Source organism: Rhodanobacter sp. UC4448_H15 (genome assembly GCF_052978265.1).
The window spans coordinates 763,445-787,561 of record NZ_CM129665.1; the positions used below are offsets into that span (position 1 = coordinate 763,445).

Here is a 24,117-nt window from a genome sequence, read left to right on the forward strand (position 1 = left end):
GCGCGAGCCGATCGGCGGGCGCGACGCTGACCATCGTCGGGCCGTGGCCGGGCAGGGCATAATCGCCCCACCATGCCAGGCAAGTCTCGCCATGAGTGATGTCGAAACGATCGAGCGGCTGCGGCATATCGGCTGGCGCGGCGACCGCCTGCCGGCCGGCGGCCTGCGCCTGGCGCGGGTGGTGGCGCAGCATCGCGCCGGTTATGAACTGCACGATGGCCACGCACTGTTCGGCGCGCAGCCGGACGGCCGCTTCCTCAAGCGCGGCATCGACCCCGCCGAGCGACCGGTGGTGGGCGATTTCGTGGAGGTGGCCGACGGCACGCCGCCGCACATCGTCAGCGTGGGAGCGCGCCGCAGCATGTTGTCGCGCGCCGCCGCGGGCGAGCGCTACGAGCGCCAGCTGATCGCCACCAATGTCGACTACGTGCTGGTGCTGACCGGGCTGGACGGCGACTTCAACCCCGCCCGCATCGAGCGCTACCTGTCGCTGACCGAAGGCTCCGGCGCGCAGCCGGTGGTGCTGCTGAGCAAGCTGGACAAGCACGAGGATGCGGCGGCGAAGGTCGCCGCGCTGCGCGCGCGCCTGCCGCAGGACACGCCGATCCATGCGCTCAACTGCAAGGACCCCGCCAGCGCGCAGGAGCTGGCGCGCTACCTGCAGCCGGGTGACAGCGCGGTGCTGGTGGGCTCCTCCGGCGCCGGCAAATCGACGTTGACGAATACCTTGTTCGGCACCGCGACCATGGCCACCGCCGCCGTGCGCAGCCACGACAGCCGCGGTCGCCACACCACCACCCACCGCGCGCTGCTGCAGTTGCCCTCGGGCGGTTGCCTGATCGACACCCCCGGCATGCGCGAGCTGAAACTGACCGGCGAGGAGCAGCTCGACCTGTTCGCCGACATCGAGGCGCTCGCCGAGCAGTGCCGCTTCGCCGATTGCGGCCACGGCAGCGAGCCCGGTTGCGCGGTGCAGGTGGCGCTGGACACCGGCGAGCTGAGCGCCGAGCGCTGGCGCAGTTACCTCAAGCTGCACGACGAGCGGGAGGAACAGGCTGCCACCCTCGAAGCGCGATTGCGCCGTCAGCGCGGCGGCCGCCCGCTGGAGCCGCCGCGCGGCCACCGCGTCAAGCGCGAGCGGGAGTAGTTCGATGGCGCGCGGGGGCAGCCCGGGAAGAATTCGCGCCGACGGTGCGCGGCGTGCCGGGGTCTCGCGATGAACGCGGCCATTGCACCGGAGCTGCAACGCTACGCGGCGCTGGACCAGCGCTTGCTGGCGGCGGTGCGCGGCATCCACATATTGCCCACGGTGGCGTGGCCCGCGTCGCTGGAAAACCGCATGATCGAGGCCTACGGCCAGGGCCGCTTCAGCCTGCCGGCGGTGTCCTACCAGGTGCCCGGGCTGGCGGCGGCGCGCACCGAACTGGCGGCGATCGAGACGGCGGCGGTGGAGGTCGGCGCGGGCGATCCGCTGGGCGAGTACCTGCGCCGCACCGCCGAGTCCTGGCAGGTCGCCGCGCAGATGCTCGAGGCGGTGGGTACGGCCGGCGTGACCGCGCCGTCGATCGCGCTGTACGGCAAGCCGGACGACCGCATCCCCGGCAGCCAGCGCAGCAACCTGGATGCCGCGCGCTATTTCGTCGAGCTGTCCGACGAACTGGGCGCCGACCTGCTCGCCGACGACGGCGGCGACATCGACGCGGAGGTGCTGCGCGCGGCGCTGGCCGAGACGCTGGATGTCTTCTTCGGCGACGGCACGATCCGCGTCGAGGTCGATCCCGAGCTCACCGCCAAGGCCGCCGCCGGCGCCACCCGCATCCGCCTGCGCGGCGGCGCCAGCTTCAGCCAGTACGACCACCACCAGTTGCTGGCGCACGAGGCCTTCGTGCATTCGCTGACCGCGCTGAACGGCCGGCGCCAGCCGTTGCTGGCGTCGCTGGGGCGCACCTCGCCGCGGGTCACCGCCACCCAGGAAGGGCTGGCGGTATTCGCCGAGCTGATGTCGGGGGCGATCGACATCGCCCGGCTGAAACGCATCAGCCTGCGCATCGTGGCGATCGACATGGCCCTGGGCGGCGCCGATTTCGTCGAGGTCTATCGCTACTTCCATGCGCGCGGGCAGAGCGTGGCCGACAGCTTCCATTCGGCGCAGCGGGTGTTCCGCGGCGTGCCGCCGGGCGGCGGCGCGGTGTTCGCCAAGGACAACGTCTACCTGTCCGGCCTGCTCACCGTGCACACGTTCTTCCGCTGGGCCCTGCGCCAGCGCCGGCTGGATCTGCTGCGCTATCTGTTCGCCGGCAAGCTGGCGCTGCACGACGTGATCAGCCTGCAGCCGCATTTCGCCTCCGGCGCGATCGTGCCGCCGCGCTGGCTGCCGCCATGGATGCAGCACGTGCACGGGCTGGCCGGAAAGCTGGCGTTCTCGGTGTTCATCAACGGCATCCACATGGATCGGGTGCGCGAGGACGACCTGCTGCCGGGCGCGTGAGGGCGCCGGGCGTGGGCCAGCGACGCAGGCCCAGGTGCTAACATTCTCGCCAGCCATCCGCGCTCGCGCGATGGCGCCCACTCACTGGAAAAAAGCCCCTCCCATGGCCCTCCCCGAAGAACTGCGCCTCGCCGCGCTGGAGTATCACCGTCATCCGCGGCCGGGCAAGATCAAGATCACCCCGACCACCGCCCTGCTGACCCAGCGCGACCTGTCGCTGGCGTATTCGCCGGGCGTGGCGGCGGCGTGCGACGCGATCGTCGAGGACCCCGCGACGGCGGCGGAGTACACCGTACGCTCCAACCTGGTGGCGGTGATCACCAACGGCACCGCGGTGCTTGGTCTGGGCGACATCGGGCCGCTGGCGGCCAAGCCGGTGATGGAAGGCAAGGGCATCCTGTTCCAGAAGTTCGCCGGCATCGACGTGTTCGACATCGAGATCGACGAGAACGACCCGGACAAGCTGGTCGAGATCATCGCCAGCCTGGAGCCCACCTTCGGCGGCATCAACCTGGAGGACATCAAGGCGCCGGAGTGCTTCATCGTCGAGCGCAAGCTGCGCGAGCGGATGAAGATCCCGGTGTTCCACGATGACCAGCACGGCACCGCGATCATCGTCGGCGCCGCCCTGGTCAATGCGCTGGAGGTGGTCGGCAAGAACATCGCGGACATCAAGCTCGCCACCACCGGCGCCGGTGCAGCCGGCATCGCCTGCCTCGACATGCTGGTGGCGCTGGGCGTGCGGCCGGAGAACATCCTCGCGTTCGACCGCGAGGGCGTGATCCACACCGGCCGCAGCAACCTCGACCCGGACAAGGCGCGCTACGCGCGCGACACGCCCAAGCGCAGCCTGGCCGAGATCGTGGCGGGGGCGGACGTGTTCCTGGGCCTGTCCGCCGGCGGCATCCTCAAGCCGGAGATGGTCGCCACGATGGCCGAGCGCCCGGTGATCCTGGCGCTGGCCAACCCGAACCCCGAGATCACCCCGGAAGACGCCAAGGCGGTGCGGCCGGACTGCATCATCGCCACCGGCCGTTCGGATTATCCGAACCAGGTCAACAACGCGCTGTGCTTCCCCTATATCTTCCGCGGTGCGCTGGACGTGGGCGCCACCGTGATCAACGAGGCGATGAAGACCGCCTGCGTGCGCGCCATCGCCGCGCTGGCACGCATGGAGGCCTCCGACCTGGGCAGTGCCTACGGCGGCGAGATCCCCTGTTTCGGCCCGGAATACCTGATCCCGCGTCCGTTCGACCGGCGCCTGCTGGTGATGCTGGCGCCCGCGGTGGCGCAGGCGGCGATGGATTCGGGCGTGGCCACCCGGCCGATCGTGGACATGGACGCCTACAAGGAGAAGCTCGGCCAGTTCATCTACCGCACCGGCCTGCTGATGAAGCCGGTGTACGAGCGCGCCCGCGCCGATCCCAAGCGGGTGGTATACGCCGAGGGCGAGGAGGAGATCGTGCTGCGCGCGGTGCAGACGGTGATCGACGAGCGCATCGCGCGGCCGATCCTGATCGGCCGCCCGGACGTGATCGACACGCGCATCCAGCGGCTGGGCCTGCGCATGCGCGCCGGCGTGGATTTCGAGCTGACCAACATCCACGACGACCCGCGCTTCAACGACTACTGGCAGCAGTACCACGCCATGACCGAACGGCGCGGGGTCAGCCCGGCGGCGGCGAAGAACCTGCTGCGCTCGCGGCCGACCCTGATCGCCGCGATGATGGTCGAACGCGGCGAGGCGGACGCCATGATCTGCGGCATCGTGGGTCGCTACCACAAGAAACTCGGCTACCTGCGCAGCGTGTTCGGGCTCGACCCCGGCGTGTCGTGCACCTCGGCGATGAGCGGCGTGATCAACGACAAGGGTGCGTGGTTCTTCCTCGACACCCACGTGCAGGTCGATCCCACCGCCGAGCAGATCGCCGAGGCGACGCTGCAGGCCTGCTACCGGCTGAAGAACTTCGGCATCGAGCCCAAGGTGGCGCTGCTCTCGCACTCCAACTACGGCAGCCACGACAACCCCAGCGCGGCGAAGATGCGCAAGGCCTGGCAGATCCTCAAGGCGCGCGCGCCCAAGCTGGACATGGACGGCGAGATGCAGGCCGACACCGCCTGGGACGAGGCGCTGCGCCTGCGCATGTTCCCGCACACCACGCTCAGCGGCCGCGCCAACCTGTTCGTGATGCCGAACCTGGACGCGGCCAACATCGCCTACAACATCGTGCGGGTGATGACCGACGGCGTCTCGATCGGGCCGATCCTGATGGGCGTCAACCGCTCCGCGCACATCCTCACGCCAGCCTCCACCGTGCGCCGCATCGTCAACATGACCGCGGTGGCCGCGGTCGATGCACAGATCCGCGCCGCGCAGGGCAGCCGGCGCGGTTGATCGGAACACACCACCACCGGCAGGGACGCAGCGCATGGCACGCAGTTCGATGGACGGCATGATGGGGCAACTGCGCCAGATGGCGAAACGCATCGCGCCGTTGTACTGGCTCGTCGGTGCCGCGAGGTACGCGCAGTTCCGCCTGCGGTTGGCGCGGGCGAACCGGGTGGACCCCGGCGTGCCGGCGCTGGGCCTGCCGCCGCCCATGCTGCGCTACCGGGTGCATCGGGCTTTCGATTCGGCCAGCTACCTGGCCAATGGCCGCCGCATCGCGCGCTGCCTGCTTGACACGCTGGCCGCGCACGGTGTGCGGCCGGAGCACCTGGTCGTGCTGGACTTTGCCTGCGGGCCGGGCCGGGTCATCGGCGAATTGGCGGCTGCCGCCAGCTCCTGCGAAATGCACGGCTCGGACATCGACGTGGAGGCCATCGACTGGGCGCGGGAAAACCTCTCCGCCGTGGCCCGGTTCGCGATCAACACCCCGGCCACGCCGACGGCTTATGCCGGCGGGATGTTCGACGTCATCTACAGCGTGTCGCTGTTCACCCACCTCGATGCGCCGGCGCAGGACGAGTGGCTCGCCGAAATGGCGCGGCTGCTGAAGCCCGGTGGCCTGCTGCTGGCCACCACCCACGGCCGTTCCGCCACCGGCAGCTGCACCGCGGAGGAACTCGCCGCGCTGGCGCTTGACGGGTTTGTCTATCGCACCGACCGCAAGGGTCGTTTCAAGGTCGACGGCCTGCCCGATTTCTACCAGACGACCTTCCACACCGTGGACTATGTACGCCGGCACTGGGCACGCCATCTCGCCGTGGTCGAGCACATCGAAGGCGGCCTGAACGGCAACCAGGACATCGTCGTGCTGCGCAAGCCCGTGCCGCAGCTCGTGCAAGCCGGATAGCCGTCCCTCTCCCGCCGGAAACCGTCTTCGTCGGTGCCGGCGCCATTGGCAGGTATCCGGGCAAACAACTAAACTCATGTGTTGTCGCGCCGCGGCCCCGGCGGCGCGAACCTTTTGCAGGCACACCCCACGGTGCCGTGGAGAACCCCGATGGACCAGCTCGACGAAATCCTGGACCAGGATCTTGACCCCACCGAAACCCGCGAGTGGATCGATTCGCTCGATGCGGTGATCCAGCACGACGGTACCGAGCGCGCGCATTACCTGCTGGAGAAGATGGTCGACACCACCCGTCGCTCGGGTGGCTACCTGCCGTTCAACCCGACCACCGAATACGTCAACACGATCCCGCCCGGGATGGAGGCCAAGAGCCCCGGCGATGCGGCGATGGAGTGGCGCATCCGCTGCCTGATCCGCTGGAACGCGATGGCGATGGTGGTGCGCGCCAACCGCCGGCCCGGTTCGCTGGGCGGCCACATCGCCAGCTTCGCCTCCTCGGCCACGCTGTACGACGTGGGCTTCAACCATTTCTGGCGTGCCCCCAGCGCCGACCACCCCGGCGACTTGATCGGCTACCAGGGCCACATCAGCCCTGGCATCTATGCGCGCTCCTTCCTCGAAGGCCGCATCGGCGAGGAGCGGCTCGACCTGTTCCGCGCCGACGTGGTCGGCGGCGAGCAGTCGCTCACCTCCTATCCACACCCGTGGCTGATGCCGGACTACTGGCAGGTGCCCACCGTGTCGATGGGGCTGGGTCCGATCCAGGCGATCTACCAGGCGCAGTTCTTCCGCTACCTGGAGAACCGCGGCCTGATACCCAAGACCGACCGCAAGATATGGTGCTTCCTCGGCGACGGCGAAGTGGACGAGCCGGAATCGCTGGGCGCGATCTCGCTGGCCGGCCGCGAAGGCCTGGACAACCTGATCTTCGTGATCAACTGCAACCTGCAGCGGCTGGACGGCCCGGTGCGCGGCAACGGCAAGATCATCCAGGAGCTGGAGGGCGTGTTCCGCGGCGCCGGCTGGAACGCCATCAAGGTGATCTGGGGCAGCTACTGGGATGCGCTGCTGGCGCGCGACAAGGACGGCACGCTGCGCAAGCTGATGATGGAAACCGTGGACGGCGAATACCAGGCCTGCAAGGCCTTCGGCGGCGCCTACACGCGCGAGCATTTCTTCGGCAAGTACCCGCAGACCCGCGAGATGGTGGCCAACTTCAGCGATGACGACGTCTGGCGCCTGAATCGCGGCGGCCATGATCCGCACAAGGTCTACGCCGCCTACCACGCGGCGGTGAACACCAAGGGCATGCCCACGGTGATCCTGGCCAAGACGGTGAAGGGTTACGGCATGGGCATCGGCTCGGGCGAGGCGGAGAACCCCACCCATCAGCAGAAGAAGATGACCGGCGATGCCGTGCGCACGTTCCGCGATCGTTTCCAGATTCCGGTGCCCGACGACAAGCTGGACAGCGTGCCGTACTACCACCCCGGCCCGAACTCGCCGGAGGTGGAATACATGCTGGAACGCCGTCGCGCGCTGGGCGGCTTCCTGCCGCAGCGCCGCCGCCGCACCGACGTGCCGTGCAAGGCGCCGGAGTTGTCCGCGTTCGAGCAGATCACCAAGGGCAGCGGCGAGCGCGAGATCTCCAACACCATGGCGCTGGTGCGCGGCATGAACCTGTTGCTGCGCGACAAGCAGCTCGGCCCGCGCGTGGTGCCGATCGTGGCCGACGAGGCGCGCACCTTCGGCATGGAGGGCATGTTCCGGCAGATCGGCATCTACGCGCCGTTCGGCCAGAAGTATCGTCCGCAGGATGCCGACCAGCTGCTGTACTACCGCGAGGCGCAGGACGGCCAGGTGCTGCAGGAAGGCATCTCCGAGGCTGGCGGCGTGTCGGCGTGGATCGCGGCGGGCACCAGCTATTCGCTGTCCAACCAGCCGATGCTGCCGTTCTTCATCTACTACTCGTTCTTCGGCTTCCGGCGCATCGGCGACCTGATCTGGGCCGCTGGCGACCAGCGCGCGCGCGGCTTCCTGGTCGGCGCCACCGCCGGCGCCAGTTTCCCCGGCGAAGGCCTGCAGCATTCGGACTGTGCCTCGCACCTGATGGCAGGCACCTTCCCCAACTGCCGCGCCTACGACCCGACCTGGTCGTACGAGGTGGCGGTGTTGCTGCACCACGGCGTCAAGGAGATGTACGAAGAGCAGCAGGACGTCTTCTATTACATCACCACCACCAACGAGAACTATGTCCACCCGGACATGCCCGAGGGCTGCTACGACGGCATCGTCAAGGGCATGTATCTGTTCCGGGACTCGGGATTGGGGAATCGGGATTCAGGCAAGGGCAAGAGCAAGGGCAAGACCGGCGCGCCGTGCGTGCAGCTGATGGCGGCGGGCGGTTCGCTGATCGAGGCGATTGCGGCGGCCGAGCTGCTGGATGCCGACTTCGGCGTGAAGGCCGACATCTGGTCCTGCCCCAGCTTCAGCGAACTATCGCGCGACGGCTTCGACTGCGAGCGCTGGAACCGCCTGCATCCGGAAGCGAAGCAGCGCGTGCCGCACGTCACCGCCAACCTGGCCGGGCGCGACGGCCCGGTGATCGCCGCCAGCGAATACGTGCGCGGCATGGTCGACCAGGTGCGCGCCTTCATGCCCGAGGGTCGCTCGTTCACCGCGCTGGGCGCCGACGGTTACGGCCGCTCCGACACCCGCGAGCACCTGCGCGAGTTCTTCGAGATCAGCCGCTACTGGATCGCCCACGCCGCGCTGGCCGCGCTGGCGAAGGAAGGCAAGGTCAACGCCAAGGACGTCAGCCGCGCGATCAAGGAGTACAAGCTCGACCCGGACAAGCCCAACCCGCTGACCGTCTGAGCCGGGTCGCCGCGATCGGAAAAGCCGCCCTCCGGGGCGGCTTTTCGCTGCCTGTCACTCCGCCGACAGAGCCTGCTGGATCGCTTCCAGTCCATGCCCGCGGGTCTCGATGCCGCGGCGGGCGAGCATCCATGCCGCCAGCCCCATCGGCAGGGCGATCAGCAGCGCCGACAGCACGAAGTGCCCGAACAGGCCGGACACGCCCAGCAGCGCGCCCAAGATGCCGCCGAACTTCGAGCCGCCGGCGATCAGTCCGGCGCCGGTGCTGCGCAGGTGCACCGGGTAGATCTCCGCCGCGTACGGGATCAGCGTGGCGATCACCCCGCTGATGCTCAGCAACAGCAGCACCGTGGCGGTGGTGGTCAGCGCCGGCGAGCGCAGCTGCATGGCGCCGATCGCGCAGAACAGCAACAGTGCGGCGGCGGTCAGGGCGATGAACAGCACCAGCGTGCGGATGCTGCTCCAGCGCTGATAGCCCCACACCACCAGGGCGATGCCGGGCAAGGCGAGCAGCGCCGAGCGCGCCAGCAACGCCGCGCTGGCCTGCGCATCGACGCCCAGCGTGACCAGGTTCGCCGGCAGCCACAGCAGGAAACCGAAGTTGGCCAGACCCCAGGCCACCGCGCAGGTCAGCAGCCCCCAGGTGATCGCGGCGTGGCGGCCGCGCAGCAGCGCGCGCATGCCGAGGCGCGCCGCATGGGCCGGCGCGATGACCGCCCCGGTATCGAGGTGGACCGGCGCCGCCTGCCCGGAGAAGCGCTGCAGCACCGCGCGCGCCTGCTCCTCCAGGCCACTCAGGGCGAGGAAGCGCGGCGACTCCGGAATGTAGCGGTTGAGCAGCACGATCAGCGCGCCGGTGGGCAGGTTCAGCAGCCACAGCGAGCGCCAGCTGTAGGTCGGCTCGAAGAGGGTCGCCGCGCCGGAGGCGAGCAGGTAGCCGGCCGAAGTGCCGACGCCGCCCAGCGCCACCAGCAGCCAACCGCGGTGCCGCGTGGGGATGGTCTCGGCCATCAGGGTGAAGGTGATCGGCAACATGCCGCCGGCAGCGGCGCCCATCATGAAGCACATCACCAGGTTGCCGCCGAACGCCGGCATCGCGCCGCAGATGGCCGTGCCCATGAACATCAGCGCCGACAGCAGGATCGCCGCGCGGCGGCCGAACAGATCGCCCAGCCGGCCCCATACCACCGAGCCGACCACGGTGCCGGTCAGCGCCGACAAGGCCAGGAAGCCCGCGGTGGAACCGCTGATGCCGTACTCGGCCGCCATGCCCGGCATCGCGAAGCCGATCGTGGCCGGCTTCATCACGTCCACCGCCAGCGCGACGGTGAGCACGCCGACCAGCTTCCAGTGCTCGCGGTTGAGCGGCACGTTGTCGGCGACGTGGAACGACACCGCGCCGCGATCCGGATGGGCGGTGCGGCGCATCTGCTCCATCCGCGGCATCAGCCCGTAGGCCGCCAGCAGCACGCCCAGCGGCACCAGCGCCATGCCGGCGAGCATCAGGCCGTCCATCGGCATGCCGGCGAGCCGGTAGTGCATCGGCGCGGCCATCGCCAGCATCGGCAGATGCGCCAGCACGCCGGCGATCACCGCGGCACAGCCAAGCCAGAATGCGACCGGGTGATGGAAAGTGAGATCGGTGCGAGCCATGCGACGACCGCCGGAAGGGCAAGTCGCAGCTTAGCAGCGACTCGGCGGCATGCCGCCACGACGCCGGCCATTACCGGTGCCGGGGCGGCTTGCGCGTGGTTCAGTGGTTCATTCGTCGTCGCTGCGGAATGCGCGACGCAACAGCAGGAACGCGCCGATGGTGCCGGCGATGATCGCGACCGTGGCCACCGGATGCCGCTGCACCTGGCGGCGTGCGCGGCGATAGCGGTAGTTCGCCTCGTCGGCGAGATCGCCGGCGACGCGCGTCAATTGCCGCCGGTAGTCGCTGCCGCGGTCGGAGAAGCGGTCGCGGATGCGCTGGCCGTGCCGGAACAGGCCACGCATCGCGCTGCCAGCGCCGTCGGCGTATTCGTGCGCACGGTCGCCGGCACGCTCGGCGGCGACCTCCGCGGCATCGCGAAGATGCTGCTCGATTTCCCGGTGATGCATGGCGGTCTCCTTCAGGTACAGCGGGAACGCCAATCTGCCTGTGGCGCCGTGACCACCGCGTAAAACCAGGTCGCCGTGACCATCGCGCCGTTCAGCCGCCGAGCCGATACTCGCCGCCGCGCTGCAGCGCGCGCTGGTAGGCGGGCCGCGCATGGATGCGCTGCAGGAAGGCGGACAGCCGCGGATGACGTGCATCCAGTCCGCCGCGCGCAGCGAAGGCTTCCAGCGGAAAACTCAGCTGGATGTCCGCCACGCTGAAGCGGTCGCCGACGAACCAGTCGCGCTGGCCCAGCTCGCCTTCCATGTAGTCGAGATGGAGTTTCAGTTGCGGATCGACGAAACCGCGCTGCGCCGTACGCGCGATGCGCTTCGCCACCGGCCTGGCGTAGAACGGCATCGGCGCCGCCTCGACGCGCCGGAACACCAGCTTGAGCAGCAGCGGCGGCATCGCCGACCCTTCGGCGTAATGCAGCCAGTAGTTGCAGCGCAGCCGTTCGGGCGTGCCGTGCGCGGGAATCAGCGTGCCGGCGCCGTGGCGATCGGCCAGGTACTCGACGATCGCGCCGGATTCGGCCAGCGTGAGTTCGCCGTCCGTGATGACGGGCGACTTGCCCAGCGGGTGCACCGCGCGCAGCTCCGCCGGGGCCAGCATGGTCCCGGGATCGCGCAGGTAACGCTTGATCTCGTATGGCAGGCCGAGCTCTTCCAGCAGCCACAGGATGCGCTGCGAGCGCGAGTTGTCGAGATGATGGACGGTGATCACCCGTGCATCAGAACGTACCGCACCGCCAGCTGCAAGCTCGGGGTTCCGGCACCGCGATCCGCGACAGCCCCGACCCCCCGCGTTCGTCGGATGCCTCCACCGTCACCACGTACGTCGCGCCCTTGTTCAGTGCGTGCAATTCCAGCCGCGTCGGCGGGCCCGCGAAGCGCTGATTCGTCTGGTGCTGGCGATCCGCGGAGATCTCCCGGCTCGCGATCAGTAGATCTCGCCCACGCAGCAGCGCAGGCTGCCGCCGGCCTTCTCGATCTCGCCCAGTTCCACTGCGCCGATGGTGAAGCCGTAACCGGCCAGCGCCGCGCGCTGTGCGCCGGTGAGCGAGGCGGCGGCGCGGGCGCTCATCCACACGCGCTCGTCGGAGAGCGTGATGGCGTTGCCGGCGAACGCCTGCTTCTGTGCCGGCGTCAGCCAGATCGCGCGATCGCCATACGCCGTGGCGATCGCCTGTGCCGCGGCCGGATCGCGGAAGCCATCGGCCGCGATGATCGCCGCGCGGCTGGCGAGCAGAGTCAGCAACACGTTGGTGTGGTATTCGGCGTCGGCCAGCTCGAAACAGTAGGTCAGGCGCAAGTCGAAAGCCTTGTGCATGGCTTGCGCGCCAGCCATGTCGCAGCGTTCGCTGAGGCCGCAGTAGCCGACGCCGCGGGCGCGGTCGATGACCAGCGAGCCGGTCAGTTCGGCGACCAGGCCCTCGCAGCCGGACAGGTCGATCTCGTCATAGCCCAGCACCTCGCCGAAGAAGGCGCGGATGTCGTGGCGTTCGGCCTCGCGCTGGCGCACCGGATGGCGCATGCGGCCGACGATCAGCCGCCCCGGCGCGGTGGCGAACACATTGTTGGGGAACACCGCGTCAGGGGTTGCCGGATCGCCGGGGAAGGTGATCACCGGCAGATCCGCGCGCAGTGCCTGCGCCAGCGCTCCGTGCTGGGCCAGCGCCTTGAGCGGGTCGACCGCCAGGTTCATGTCCATGTAGCGGTTGTCGCGTGCCGATTCCGCCGCCAGGGCGAACTCTGCCGGGGCCACCAGATAGGCGGCGCGCGCCGTGGCGGCGGCGCCGTCCCGTGGCGCGAGTGTGGCGAAGGCGTGCAGGAATTCGCTGGGCGACGTGGTGATCAACGGGACGGCTCCATGGGTTCTCGCGGGCTGGCAGCATATCCGTTCCCGTCCCCGGGCGCGCTTCGTTGACGCGCCCTTGCCGCGGACGCGGATAGGGTCGGGCTTCCACTGGTCAGTGAGGGCTGTCGCATGGGCCAAAACGCACCCAGCGTCCTCGTCCGCGAGGACGACATCGATCGACTGGAGGCACTGGTGCACCAGCTGCCTGCCAATGGCCACGTGGTGCTGTTGCTGAGCGATGGCAGCAGTTGCGACGGCGTGGTCAGCATGCGGCCCAGCGTGCAGGTGTTTCGCGACCCGCAGGGCCGCGAAGGCATCAACGCCGAGGTGCAGCTGGAGCGCCCGGATGTTCCGACGTGGCACCAGCGGGTATGGCTGGATCGGATCAGGCGGGTGGAGCACGTCGATTCGATCATGGCCAGCGAGAGCTGAAAGCATCCCGCGCGGTTGCACCGCGACCGCGGATCGTTCCAAGCTAGCCGCTGCCCTTCGCCTGGTATGCCGTCGATGAATCGCGTCCTGCTCCGTTGTGCCCCGCTGGCTTTCTGCGCCGTGCTGCTCGCCGGCTGTTCGCAAGGCCCGGGCACGCCCGAGCTCACCGCGCAGCAGCAGAAAGCCGCAGCCGACGCCGCCACCGCGGCGCGCAACCTCGACACCTATCGCCAATTGCTGAAACTGCACAACGACGAGATGGTGGTGACGATGGGCAAGGACATCGTGCAACGCTTCCCGCACAGCGATGCGGCGAAGGAAGTGATGCAGACGTTGCCCGCGATCGAGAAGCGCTACAAGGAAAACAGCGAAAAGAACCGGCTGGCCGCGCTGTGGACCTACCAGGTCGCGCCGATGGCCGGCGGCACGCAATCGACCGCCAGCATCTACAGCCAGGGCGACGACGGCGAGCCGGTGCGGCTGGTGCTGCGCCGGCATACCAGCTGGGGCCAGAGTGCCTTCCTCTATGGCAGCAAGCCCGGCTTCGTGTGCCGCGGCAACTGCACCATCACCGGCCAGGCCGACGGCAAGCCGGTGCGGATCAAGGCATTCGCCCCCGACGGCGGCGAACCGGCGCTGATGATCCGCGACGACAAGGCCTTCATCGCGCTGCTGGAGAAGACCCGCAAGCTGCAGCTGGACGTCACCCAGGTGGAGGGCACCAGGGATCGTCACCTGGTCTACGAAGTCGGCGGTTTCGACCCTGCCAGGTGGCAGCCGGTGCGCAAGGCGGGCAAGCGCTGAGCGTCGCGCGGTACACGTCACCGCGGGTTGGCGCGTTGTCCGTGATGTCTTTCCGTGGAGGATTCGCCATGTCCACTGTTCGTTCCTGCCTCGTTTTCGCGCTGGTTGCCGTGCTGGCCGCCTGCTCCAGCGTGCCCCTGGCGCAGCGCGAACGGCAGCGCGAGGCGGCATACGCCAGCGCGGCCGGTGCGCCGGTGCGCAGTTTCCATTTCTTCACCCTGTGGTCGTGGGAGCCGCTCGGCGACCACCAGGTGGTGGTCTACACCCGGCCGAGTCAGGCCTGGCTGCTCGACCTCGACGGCCCCTGCCAGAACCTGCCGTTCACGCAGGCGATCGGCCTTACCTCCAGTTCCGGCACCGTGTTCAGCCGCTTCGACAAGGTGCTGACCGGCGGGCCGTACGCGCCCTGCGTGATCTCGCAGATCCGGCCGATCGACGTCAGGCAACTGCACATCGCGCAGGAGGCGCAGCGCCAGATCGACGCCAAACCGCGCGAGACGCCGGCGGCCGACCACTGAGAAAACCGCTGCCGTCAGCGCACGATCGTCACCGGCACGTGCGCGCGCGCCAGCACGTTGCCCGAAACCGAGCCCAGCAGCCAGCGCGCCAGTGCACCGCGTTCGGTGTGGCCGATCACGATGTGATCCACGCCGTGCTCGTCGACCTGGCTGAGCAGCACGTCGCCGGGGCTGCCGTGGGTCAGCTCGATGTCCACCAGCTGGGCCGAGTCCGGCACGATCGTGGCCAGTTCGGCCAGCAGTTCCTGCGCACGCTGGGTGCCGGAGTCGGCCATCATCAGCGCGCAGGCGTCGGCGCCGCCTTCGCTGACCTGCAGCACCCACACCACGCGCACGCGGCCGCCGGTGCAGCGGGCCAGCTCGACCGCGAACCGGAATGCCCGTTGCGACGCATCCGAGCCGTCGTAACCCACCAGGGAATACTTGATCATCTCGATCTCCTTGCGCTGCGAGGCCCACCCTACGGCGAGCGCACGCCGCGAGGCAACCGTCACGCCGCAGTGCGCCTGCAGATGAACGGTGGTTCATGACCCTGCACGCGATTGTCACGCCGCGATGCACACGATTCGCACGTCGTTGCCGCAGCGCAACGAGCGGGCGGCCGCCGTGGCCAGAGTTCGGTGCCGCCTTCCATCCCTGCATTACAAGGAGCAAAGTCCATGATCAAGTCCACCTTTGGAATGGCCGCCCTGGTGCTGGCCTGCGCCGGCGCGATGACCGTGCTGCCGGCCGGCAACGCCCATGCCGCCGACGCCAGCGTGAAATGCGACATGGTCTACAACCTGTCCGGCTGGTCGTTGCTGTACAAGCACGCCGAAGGCACCGGCAGCGTCACCTGTGACAACGGCCAGCACGCCAACGTCAAGATCACCGTGGTCGGCGGCGGTCTCACCGCGGGCAAGTACCGCATCAACAACGGCAAGGGCGAGATCAGCAACGTGCACGGCATCGCCGATGTCTTTGGCGACTACGCCCAGGCCGGCGCCGAGGCCGGCGTGGTGAAGAGCTCGCAGGCGCAGGTGCTGACCAAGGGCACCGTTTCGCTGGCGCTGGCCGGTACCGGCGAGGGCGTCAACCTGGGCGTCTCGGTGGGCAAGTTCACCATCAGTCGTCCCTGATCGTTTCCGCCAGGAAAGCCGCGAGGGCGCCCGTCGGGCGCCTTCGCCTTTTCAGCGGCGCTACACTGCGCAGGTCGCCCCGTTTTTCGTCGTGGAGAAACCGCCATGCGCCGCCTCGCCCGCCTCGTCATCCTGTCGCTGTTGTGCGCATTCGCGGCTCCGGTGTTTGCCGCCGGCCCGCAGGTCGGCCAGGCCGCCCCGGCGTTTCGCCTGCAGGACCAGGCCGGCCATTGGCGCAGCCCGGCCGACTACCACGGCCACTGGCTGGTGCTGTACTTCTATCCCAAGGATTTCACCCCCGGCTGCACCACCGAGGTATGCACTTTCCGCGACGACATCGCCAAGCTGCGCCAGGCCGGTGCCGACGTGGTCGGCGTGAGCCTGGATGACGTCAAGTCCCACGCCGAGTTCGCCGAGAAATACCACGTGCCATTCCCGCTGCTGTCCGACGCCGAGCGCACGGTCGCCACCGCCTATGGCGTGCTTACCTCGCGCATGGGCATGCACTACGCCAGGCGCACCACCTTCCTGATCGATCCGCAGGGCCACATCGCCAAGGTCTACACCGACGTCGACCCGGAGAAGAACTCCGCCCAGGTGCTGGCCGATCTGGCCACGCTGAAGGCGGCTTCCTGATGCCGGTGGCGATGCGCGCGGAGCCGCTGTCGCGCGGTCGCCGGTTCATGCTGTGGCGTGTGCTGGTGTGGCTGTTGCTGCTGCTGGCGGCGTTCGGTTGCGTGCAGTATCTCAGCCACGCGCAACTGCTGTGGAGCCAGCGCCACGCCTACGCCGCCGACAGCGCCGCCCTGCGCACGCTGCACCGGCTGCTGGCCTGGGATATCGCCTACCTGCTGGCCGCTTTCACGCTTATCGTGCTGTGCGCCGGCTGCATCCTGCGCCAGGCCTGGGCGCGCCCGGCGATGCGCGTGGCCGCCGCGGTGCTGGCGCTGTGGATGCTGGCCAGCGGCGGCGCCATGCTGGCGCAATGGCCGCAGCTGCTGCAGGCCAGCCGCGACGCCCTGGGCCAACTGCACGACCAGGCCGCCCTGCAACAAGCCGTGCTGCACGCGCGCCGCAGCTACCTGCTGGCGCTGGTGCTGAAAGGCCTCGCCGTGCCGGTGCTGCTGTGGCTGAGCTGGCGGCTAGGCACGCCGGCGGTGCGCATGCAGTTTCACGCGCGGCGCTGAGAAGTCCGGCTGCGCAAAAGCCACGGAAGCATCTTCGGGCGGAACAGGCTGCCCGACAGCCAGGGGGAGAAACAATGAAGCGCTGCATGCTTGTCTTGTGCTGCATGATGTTGGCTGGCGTGGCCATTGCGAACGGGCGCGACGACCTGCGCGACCGCGTTCAGGCGAGCATGCTGGTCACCGGCACGATCGAAGTCGCGCCGGACGGCAGTGTCGTGACATACACGGTCGATCACCCGGACAAGCTGCCACCGGTGGTGAAGGACTTGCTTGCCAGGGCCGTCCCGGCGTGGAGGTTCGAACCGGTGACGCGTGACGGCAAGGCGGTCGGAGCCAAGGCGCCGATGGGGCTGCGCGTCGTGGCGAAGCCGGTGGGTCATGGCGGCTACGCCCTTGCCGTGGCCAGCAGCTGGTTCGGGCATTTGAACGACGAAGGCAGGCACGAGGCCGCGGCGGACGACTTCACGTACAAGCATCGGTTGTCGGTCGCGTACCCTTCCGATGCGGCGAGCGCCGGCGTATCCGGCACGGTGTATGCGCTGCTGAAAGTGGGCCGCGACGGCAAGGTCATCGACGCGGCGGCGGAGCAGGTGAATCTCCGCATTCGTGCCAGCGAGAGGGACATGGCGACATGGCGGAAAAAGCTGGCGGATGCTGCCTTGCGTGCCCTGCGACGCTACACATTCCATGTCCCCACGACGGGCCCGGATGCCGCCGAACCTTATTGGCTGGCCCGCGTCCCCGTGGATTTCGCCCTCCATGGATTCCATGCGCCGAAAGTTGCGCGGAAAGCGGATTACGGCCAATGGCAGCCCTACGTCCCGGGCCCGCTGCAGGAGCCGGACTGGGCCGACAAGCGCCGTCTCGCGGGGAGCCCGGATGCCACGCCCGAGGATGGGTCGCTGCTCGCCGACATGTCATTGCACCTGCTTGCACCGCTCGGTGGCAGCTGACCCGTTCCGCGGCGTGCGAGGCGTGCTGGCGAAGGCGCCTGAGCGGCGCGGTATTCCGTTCAGCACGGGTTGGCGGGTAGCTCGGTATCCATGCAGGTTGTCGTTTAAGGAAGATTGCCGATGCGCGTCCTGTTTTCAGCAGTGATCGCTGCCGCCGTGCTGGCGGCGATGCCCGTGCAGGCGCAGGACCTGGCGGCGACCTGCCACGCCAGCAGCAGCTATGACGTGACCCTGCAGCCGCAAGGCGTGCTGTTCGACCGCTCCACGCCGGCGCCGACGCGGGTGGAGCTGCACGACGGCAGCCTGCGCACGGATGGCGTGGCGGTGGTGTTGACGCCGCCGCAGCAGGATCGGCTCAGCGTGTTCCAGCGCGACCTGCAGGCGCTGGCGCCGCGGGTCCGCCAGGTGGCGCAGAACGGCGTGGACATGGCGGCGCAGGCGTTGCGCGAGGAAGTGGCCGGGCTGGGCTTGGCGGCGGCGACCCGGGTCGAGTTCGACCGCCGGCTGGCCGCGCACGCGAGCGAACTGAAGCAGCGCATCGCGCGCAGCCAGAGCACGCACGACTGGCAAGGCGACCTGATTCAGCAGTATGCCAATCAGGTCAGCGCCGACCTGATGCCGCTGGTCGCCGGCGATCTCGGCCAGCAGGCGATCGACGCGGCGCTGGCCGGCGACCTGCAGAGCGCGGCAGACCTGCGCGATCGCGCCGGTTCATTGGTCACCACCTTGCAGCCGCGCCTGCAGCAACGCATGCAGGCGCTGCGTCCGCAGATCGAGGCGCTGTGTCCGTCGATCCAGCGCCTGGCGCGGTTGCAGCAAGGCTTGCAAGACGCGCACGGCCAACCGTTGAACCTGCTGCATGTGGACGCGACCTCCGGCGCATCGGCGGCGGCGCCGGCGGATTGAATCGCCGCGCCGGCTTGCCCGTCGCGTGTCGCCACGTGAAGATGGACGCCCTTCATCGCAGGCTTCGGGCGAGGTGCGCATGGCCGTGCAACCGCGGGACGTTCTTGATTTCTGGTTCGACCCGGCGCATGCCGCGCACTGGTTTGCGAAGGATGCCGCGTTCGACGAGCAGATCCGTCGACGCTTTGCCGTAGCGGCCGACGACGCCGCGCAGGGGCGCCTCGATGCGTGGGCCAGCAACCCCGCTGACTGGCTGGCGCTGCTGATCCTGCTCGACCAGCTTCCGCGCAATCTCCATCGCGGCGATGCGCAGGCCTGGGCGGCCGACGTCAAGGCGCAGCGCATTGCCTTGTCGGGTCTGGCCGGCGGTTTCGATCAGGCACTGCCGCCGCTGCAGCGGGTGTTCGCCTACCTGCCGCTGGAGCACGCCGAGGACATGGGCTTGCAGCAGCGCGCGGTGACCTTGTTCGAGGCGCTGCACGCGCAGGCGCCCGTTGCGGGGCGTGCCCGCTTTGCCGAATTCCTGGACTATGCTCGGCGCCATCGCGAGGTGATCGCGCGCTTCGGCCGCTTTCCGCATCGCAATGCCGTGCTGGGCCGCGACAGCACGGCCGCGGAACGGGAGTATCTGGCGCAACCGGGCGCAGGCTTCTGACCGATCTGCGCGAGCACACCCCCCATCACCGACCAGGGAGCAGGTCATGCGCAAGATTCTCATCGTTGTCCTCGGGTTCGCCCTCGGCACGGCCGCGCAGGCGTCCAGCACCTTGCGCGTCGGCAGCCAGGTGCTGGTGGCTGGCGACAGCCAGGAGCGGGTGGTCGAGCTGCTGGGCAAGCCCTCCTCGAAAGTGCATCCGCATCGCGCGCGACACTCGCGCCGGCGCGTGCAAGTGCTGGAGCGCACCGACGGCGGCGAGCGCTGGCGCTATCGGCGCGAGGGTCACATCACCGTGGTCACGATCGTGGATGGCCGCGTGGTCGACATCGACGACCGCAAACTCTGACGCGACGAGTCGCAAGCGTTTCCCTGATGGCCGATTTGCTAGGCTGTCGCGGCCTTGTCGCAACGAGTCGATGTCATGCACGATTTTCTGGAGCAACTGCTGGGCAGCACGCTTTCCGAGGGCGTCATTCAGGCCGGGCTGAACCTGCTGGTGGCACTGGTGATCCTGCTGGTCGGGATCTGGCTGGCGGCGCGGCTGGCCAATTTCAGCCAGCGCGCGCTGCAGCGCGCCGCGGTCGACGTCACGCTGGCCGGTTTCCTGCGCAACCTGATCTACGGCGTGCTGGTGGCGGTGCTGATCGTGATGGCGCTGACCAAGGCCGGCGTGCCCTCGGCACCGCTGGTGGCGGCGCTCGGCGCCGGCGGGCTGGCGATCGGCCTGGCCCTGCAGGGCTCGCTGAGCAACCTCGCGTGGGGCGTGCTGCTGGTGGTGTTCCGGCCGTTCCGCGTCGGTGACTACGTCAGTGCCGGTGGCACCGAAGGCACGGTGCAGAGCATCAACCTGATGCATACCCTTGTTCTGTTGCCGGACAACCGCGAGGCCACCTTGCCGAACGCGAAGATCGGCAGCGACGTCATCGTCAATTTCAACCGGCGCGGCACGCGGCGTTTCGAACTCAAGCTCGGCATCGGCCATCGCGACGATACGGACCAGGTGATGGCAGGGATCGTGCGCCTGCTCGAAGCGGACGCGCGCGTCCTGAAGGACCCCGCGCCGGGCGTGTGGATCGACAGCCTGGCCGGCCAGACGGTGAACCTGGTGGTGCGCGGCTGGACCTCGAGCGCCGACGGCTGGAACACGCAAACCGACCTGCTGCGTGCGATCAAGCGGCAGATCGACGCCGGCCAGATCAGCATCCCGACCGCGCCGCTGGATGTCCGGCTGATGGGCGATGCGGCGGCGTCCGCGCGGGACTGAGCGCGGACGCTACTGCAGCGTCACCGCACGCCGGTTGTCACTGGAGACCTTGTCGATCAGCTTGTTGTACGGGTCGATGCCGGCCACCGCGGGCTTGCTGTCGACGGTGACGGTGACGGTGCTGTCGCCGTCACCGATCATCCGTTTCTCCAGGTACAGCGGCTTGCCTTCGATGCCGGCGCCTGCGGGCGCGGCGAACACGCCGACCTCGATCGGGAAGTCGATCTTCCCGCGGGTTTCCTTGCCCTTGCCGTCGACGTGGATCTTGCCGGCGTGCAGCTTCATGGTCACCTCGTACTTGCCGTCGGGCAGTTTCTTCGCGGTGGCGTCGGTCATGCGGTTGTCGAACAGGGTGATCTTCCAGAAGAAGTCGTCCAGCATCGGCTGCCACGTCGGGCCGAGGTACTTGCCCAGCGCGTCGACGAAGATCTTCGAGGTCACGTAGGGCGGCTGCTGGAAGCCGTAGTCGACGAGGAACTGCTTGAGGAAGGCGTCGAGCCTGTCCTCACCCACGTAGTCCTGCAGCGCGTAGAAGATCAGCGAGCCCTTGCGGTAGTGGATGTAGGGCTGGTTCTCCACCTTGGCCAGCGGCTCCTCGGCCACCTTCTCCGTGGCGCGTCCGGTGAGGTACATGTCCAGCTCGTACTTGAGGAACTTGCGCATGTGGTCGGCGCCGTACTTGTGCTTGAGCACCATCAGCGAGCTGTACTGCGACAGCGATTCGCTGAGCATGGTCGAGCCCTGCATGTCGGCGCCGATCACCCGGTGCGCCCACCACTGGTGCGCGATCTCGTGCGCGGTGACGTCATAGACGTAGTCGATGCGGCTCTTGTCGCGCAGGTCGGCGATGAATCCGATGGATTCGGAGAACGGAATGGTGTTGGCGAAACTCTGCGCGAACGCCATGTAGCCCGGGAACTCCAGGATGCGCAGCTGCTTGAACTGGTACGGCGTGTAGTGGCTGTCGTAGTAGGCAAGCGAATCGCGCGCGCTCTCCAGCATGCGGTCCACGTTGAAGGCATGCGCGGGGTCGTGATAAACCGACACCTTCACCCCGCCGACCTCTTCGCTCTTCACGGCATAGCGCGCGGAAAGATAGGCGAAAAAGTTCAGCATCGGCTGCTGCATCACGTAATGGAAGTAGCGGCGATCGCCCTGCACCCACTCCTTCTGCAGCGTGCCCGGCGCCAGCGCGATCTGGTCGGCGGCCGTCGACACCGTGGTGTCGAAGCTGATCCAGTCGGCGTCGTGGCTGATGTAGGTGTTGGCGCGCGCGGCCTGGTCGCCCAGCGGCGGCATGCGCGGCACGTCGAGCCTGAGGCCGTACTTCCTGCGGTCATTGCGGTCGGTGAGCTGGAACCGACTCTGGTAGCCGAACTGGGGCAGCATCTGGTTGTTGAAGAAGGTGCCGTTGTGCACCAGGAAGGTTTCGCCCGAGTCGTTGGTGAAGCCCCTGGGTGCGTAGTCGAGGGTGAAGTCGAAGGACATCGACGCGCCAGGCGCCAGCGGCGTCCTGAGCCGGTAGATGGTCACGTTGAGGCGCTTGTCCTGCTTCACCGTGTCGTGCGGCGCGAAGTCCAGCCTCGTGGGCGCGAAGCCGTCGGCATGGTTCACGAACAGCTCGGTCACCGGCACCGCGAGCTTGTTGGTGAGGGTGTAGTGCCCGCGGATGAGCAGCTTGCGCCGGTAGGGGTAGATGTCCACGTCGGCCTTGACTGCCGTGATGCGCGGCTGCGGCATCGTGGCGTATTCCGCATAGCGCTTTTCGTAGTCGGCCTGTTCGCGTTTCTGCTCCGTGCTGCTGGTGTAGGTGTTGAGCACGTGGGTGTTGTAGTAGATGAAGCCGCCCAGCCCGGCGAAGCCGAGCAGCGACAACGTCAGCACCGCGGCCAGCGCCGGGTTCGCCCGCGCGCGCGCCTCGCGCAGGCGGCCGCGCCAGCCGGCACCGGTGCCGCGTACCCACAGCAGCGCGGCGAGCACCAGCAGCGCCAGCGCCAGGCAGCCCCAGTACGCGTTGAACCACAGCGCGCCGACGATGAAATGGCCGAAGCCGTTCATGTCCGAGTACGGCACGCTGGGCGCGCTGCCGTAGTTGTAGAGGTTGTCTTCCCAATGCAGCAGGCTGAAAGCCAGTGAGCTGACCAGCCACAGGATGCTGAGCAGATACGCGGCGAACTTGTGGTTGCAGACCACCTGCAGGAACAGCGCCAGCGCCGCCACCAGCACGAACGGGATCGCGTACAACCCCAGCATGCGCAGATACAGCCACGGTTCGATATGCGTGTAGCCGTGGGCGAGTTGCCAGCCCATGCCGACCAAGGCGCCGGCAAGAAGCATCAAGACGATCACCGCGAGCAGCGCGCCGAGCTTCGCCAGCATCGCCACCCAGTCGGGCGCGGGGAAGGCGTCGCTCACTCCGGCCATGCCGTGCGTGCGTTCGCGCCACACCAGTTCGCCGGCGTAGAAGATCACCACGATCATCAGCGACAGGCTGAAACTGCCGTTGATGGTGGCGAGCACCTGGTGGGTGACCGGCCATACCGGCGTGCCGTAGACCAGGCCGGCCGTCGACAGCGAGACGAACATCACCGCCAGCGCCAGCAGCAGCAACACCAGGAACGCGGCGCCGCGCAGCACGCCCAGCGTGTCGAACACGAACTGTGCACGCAGCTGCGCCAGTCGTGCGCGACGGTCGTTGCCGATGGAAACTTTCGGCAACGCGAGCGCGCTGCTGCCGGCCTGCGGGCGCAGCATCGGCGGCTCCGCGCGTTTCTTGCGCCGCGGCAGCTTCAGGCCTTCGCGGTCGGTGCGGAACAGCGCGAACGCGGCCACCAGCAGCAGCGCCGACACCGCCAGCCATAGCAGGCGGTTGAACAGCAGCACGCCATCCAGCGCGGGCAGCAGGTGGTTGGTCTGCTCGGCCGTCCAGTAGCGGGTGACCAGGCCAACGGTGCGCCCGCCGAAGGGATCGAGCATCGCCGCGAGCCAGCGGTTGTCGAGGTCGCGGCTGAGTGCGCCGACGATGCCTTGCAGCACGAAGTAGGCGATCACGCCGATGTAGCTGGCCAGCAGCGAGCGCGTGACCGTGGCCAGCAGGAACAGCAACGCGGCGATGAACAGCAGATTGGGCAGCACCAGCACGCCGAAGCCCCAGGCGTAGCCGCGCCAGTCGGGCGCGCCCATGCGCGCGGCGTCCACCCACGGCATCGCGCCGCCCAGCGCAATGGCCAGCGCGCAGGCGGCGAGGATCGCCACCAGCACCAGGTAGCCGGCCAGGAAGCGCCCGCCGAGGAAGGCCTTGCGGCTCATCGGCGTGGCGAACAGCAGCTCCGCCGTGTTCTGCTCGAAATCGCGCGTGGCGGCGGCGGCGATGAACACCACCACCAGCAGGATGCTGAACACCGTCATCACGTCGAGCAGGCGCGCGATCACCAGTGGCGCGTTGCGCGTCACGTTGCCGGTGGCGCCGGCCACCACGATGGCATCGGTGCTGGCCAGTGCGAAGGCGATGCCCACGGCGGCGGCGAGGATGACCCAGAACAGCGGCGCCCTGAGCTGCTGGCGCCATTCGAAGCGGAGGATTTCGAGCAACATGGCTTCCTTCCCGATGGGCGAC

At 68.6% G+C, this 24,117-nt stretch carries 22 protein-coding genes; 16 read left to right on the forward strand and 6 right to left on the reverse strand.

What is annotated here, in order from left to right:
- Positions 1-91 precede the first annotated feature (91 nt).
- The 5 genes from rsgA to aceE all read left to right on the forward strand — a co-directional run bounded on the left by rsgA (position 92) and on the right by aceE (position 8,661).
- Positions 92-1,147, forward strand: coding sequence for a ribosome small subunit-dependent GTPase A (gene rsgA, locus ACVCMI_RS03245; protein ID WP_447097456.1), 1,056 nt, complete (start codon positions 92-94; stop codon positions 1,145-1,147).
- A gap of 69 nt (positions 1,148-1,216) precedes the next feature.
- Entirely contained in the window at positions 1,217-2,488 is a 1,272-nt protein-coding gene (locus ACVCMI_RS03250; RefSeq protein ID WP_447097455.1) for a flavohemoglobin expression-modulating QEGLA motif protein, read from the forward strand.
- Between the two features lie 103 nt (positions 2,489-2,591).
- On the forward strand, positions 2,592-4,883 hold the full coding sequence (locus ACVCMI_RS03255; RefSeq protein ID WP_447097454.1) for an NADP-dependent malic enzyme: 2,292 nt from the start codon (positions 2,592-2,594) through the stop codon (positions 4,881-4,883).
- A gap of 34 nt (positions 4,884-4,917) precedes the next feature.
- Positions 4,918-5,784, forward strand: coding sequence for a class I SAM-dependent methyltransferase (locus tag ACVCMI_RS03260; protein WP_447097453.1), 867 nt, complete (start codon positions 4,918-4,920; stop codon positions 5,782-5,784).
- Between the two features lie 150 nt (positions 5,785-5,934).
- Positions 5,935-8,661, forward strand: a complete 2,727-nt coding sequence (aceE, locus tag ACVCMI_RS03265; protein WP_447097452.1) for a pyruvate dehydrogenase (acetyl-transferring), homodimeric type — start codon at positions 5,935-5,937, stop codon at positions 8,659-8,661.
- Positions 8,662-8,715: 54 nt separating this feature from the next.
- Here aceE and ACVCMI_RS03270 read toward each other — a convergent pair whose 3' ends face one another.
- The 4 genes from ACVCMI_RS03270 to ACVCMI_RS03285 all read right to left on the reverse strand — a co-directional run bounded on the left by ACVCMI_RS03270 (position 8,716) and on the right by ACVCMI_RS03285 (position 12,661).
- Entirely contained in the window at positions 8,716-10,314 is a 1,599-nt protein-coding gene (locus ACVCMI_RS03270) for an MFS transporter (RefSeq protein ID WP_447097451.1), read from the reverse strand.
- 108 nt (positions 10,315-10,422) lie between these two features.
- On the reverse strand, positions 10,423-10,764 hold the full coding sequence (locus tag ACVCMI_RS03275; protein ID WP_395121091.1) for a hypothetical protein: 342 nt from the start codon (positions 10,762-10,764) through the stop codon (positions 10,423-10,425).
- A gap of 91 nt (positions 10,765-10,855) precedes the next feature.
- Positions 10,856-11,527, reverse strand: a complete 672-nt coding sequence (locus ACVCMI_RS03280; RefSeq protein WP_447097450.1) for a glutathione S-transferase family protein — start codon at positions 11,525-11,527, stop codon at positions 10,856-10,858.
- Between the two features lie 216 nt (positions 11,528-11,743).
- On the reverse strand, positions 11,744-12,661 hold the full coding sequence (locus tag ACVCMI_RS03285) for an arginine deiminase-related protein (RefSeq protein ID WP_447097449.1): 918 nt from the start codon (positions 12,659-12,661) through the stop codon (positions 11,744-11,746).
- Between the two features lie 129 nt (positions 12,662-12,790).
- Here ACVCMI_RS03285 and ACVCMI_RS03290 point away from each other — a divergent pair, with 129 nt between their 5' ends.
- The 3 genes from ACVCMI_RS03290 to ACVCMI_RS03300 all read left to right on the forward strand — a co-directional run bounded on the left by ACVCMI_RS03290 (position 12,791) and on the right by ACVCMI_RS03300 (position 14,415).
- Positions 12,791-13,093, forward strand: coding sequence for a DUF3247 family protein (locus ACVCMI_RS03290; protein ID WP_395121096.1), 303 nt, complete (start codon positions 12,791-12,793; stop codon positions 13,091-13,093).
- Between the two features lie 75 nt (positions 13,094-13,168).
- Entirely contained in the window at positions 13,169-13,897 is a 729-nt protein-coding gene (locus ACVCMI_RS03295) for a hypothetical protein (RefSeq protein ID WP_447097448.1), read from the forward strand.
- A 68-nt stretch (positions 13,898-13,965) separates the two neighbouring features.
- Positions 13,966-14,415 (forward strand): DUF6491 family protein, encoded by a 450-nt coding sequence (locus ACVCMI_RS03300; protein WP_447097447.1) that lies wholly within the window; start codon positions 13,966-13,968, stop codon positions 14,413-14,415.
- A 14-nt stretch (positions 14,416-14,429) separates the two neighbouring features.
- On the opposite strand, the gene ACVCMI_RS03305 is transcribed toward ACVCMI_RS03300, so the two are convergent.
- Positions 14,430-14,846 (reverse strand): universal stress protein, encoded by a 417-nt coding sequence (locus ACVCMI_RS03305; protein ID WP_395121100.1) that lies wholly within the window; start codon positions 14,844-14,846, stop codon positions 14,430-14,432.
- 228 nt (positions 14,847-15,074) lie between these two features.
- On the opposite strand from ACVCMI_RS03305, the gene ACVCMI_RS03310 reads away from it, so the two are divergent.
- From ACVCMI_RS03310 to ACVCMI_RS03345, 8 genes are all read left to right on the forward strand, one after another.
- Positions 15,075-15,533, forward strand: a complete 459-nt coding sequence (locus tag ACVCMI_RS03310) for a hypothetical protein (protein WP_395121102.1) — start codon at positions 15,075-15,077, stop codon at positions 15,531-15,533.
- 105 nt (positions 15,534-15,638) lie between these two features.
- Positions 15,639-16,169, forward strand: a complete 531-nt coding sequence (locus tag ACVCMI_RS03315; RefSeq protein WP_395121104.1) for a peroxiredoxin — start codon at positions 15,639-15,641, stop codon at positions 16,167-16,169.
- Positions 16,169-16,720: a hypothetical protein gene (locus ACVCMI_RS03320; RefSeq protein WP_395121105.1), complete on the forward strand. Its 552-nt coding sequence runs from the start codon at positions 16,169-16,171 to the stop codon at positions 16,718-16,720. Before ACVCMI_RS03315 ends, ACVCMI_RS03320 begins: the two co-directional genes overlap by 1 nt.
- 74 nt (positions 16,721-16,794) lie before the next feature.
- Complete coding sequence (locus ACVCMI_RS03325) at positions 16,795-17,673, forward strand: energy transducer TonB (protein ID WP_447097446.1); 879 nt, start codon at positions 16,795-16,797, stop codon at positions 17,671-17,673.
- A gap of 120 nt (positions 17,674-17,793) precedes the next feature.
- On the forward strand, positions 17,794-18,579 hold the full coding sequence (locus ACVCMI_RS03330) for a DUF2884 family protein (protein WP_447097445.1): 786 nt from the start codon (positions 17,794-17,796) through the stop codon (positions 18,577-18,579).
- Positions 18,580-18,658: 79 nt separating this feature from the next.
- The gene (locus ACVCMI_RS03335) at positions 18,659-19,234 is read left to right on the forward strand and encodes a DUF924 family protein (RefSeq protein ID WP_447097444.1); all 576 of its coding nucleotides are present in this window, start codon (positions 18,659-18,661) and stop codon (positions 19,232-19,234) included.
- 46 nt (positions 19,235-19,280) lie between these two features.
- Entirely contained in the window at positions 19,281-19,583 is a 303-nt protein-coding gene (locus ACVCMI_RS03340) for a hypothetical protein (protein ID WP_395121112.1), read from the forward strand.
- Between the two features lie 75 nt (positions 19,584-19,658).
- On the forward strand, positions 19,659-20,501 hold the full coding sequence (locus ACVCMI_RS03345; RefSeq protein ID WP_395121114.1) for a mechanosensitive ion channel family protein: 843 nt from the start codon (positions 19,659-19,661) through the stop codon (positions 20,499-20,501).
- Positions 20,502-20,510: 9 nt separating this feature from the next.
- Here ACVCMI_RS03345 and ACVCMI_RS03350 read toward each other — a convergent pair whose 3' ends face one another.
- On the reverse strand, positions 20,511-24,095 hold the full coding sequence (locus ACVCMI_RS03350; RefSeq protein WP_447097443.1) for an ABC transporter permease/M1 family aminopeptidase: 3,585 nt from the start codon (positions 24,093-24,095) through the stop codon (positions 20,511-20,513).
- Positions 24,096-24,117: the final 22 nt, after the last annotated feature.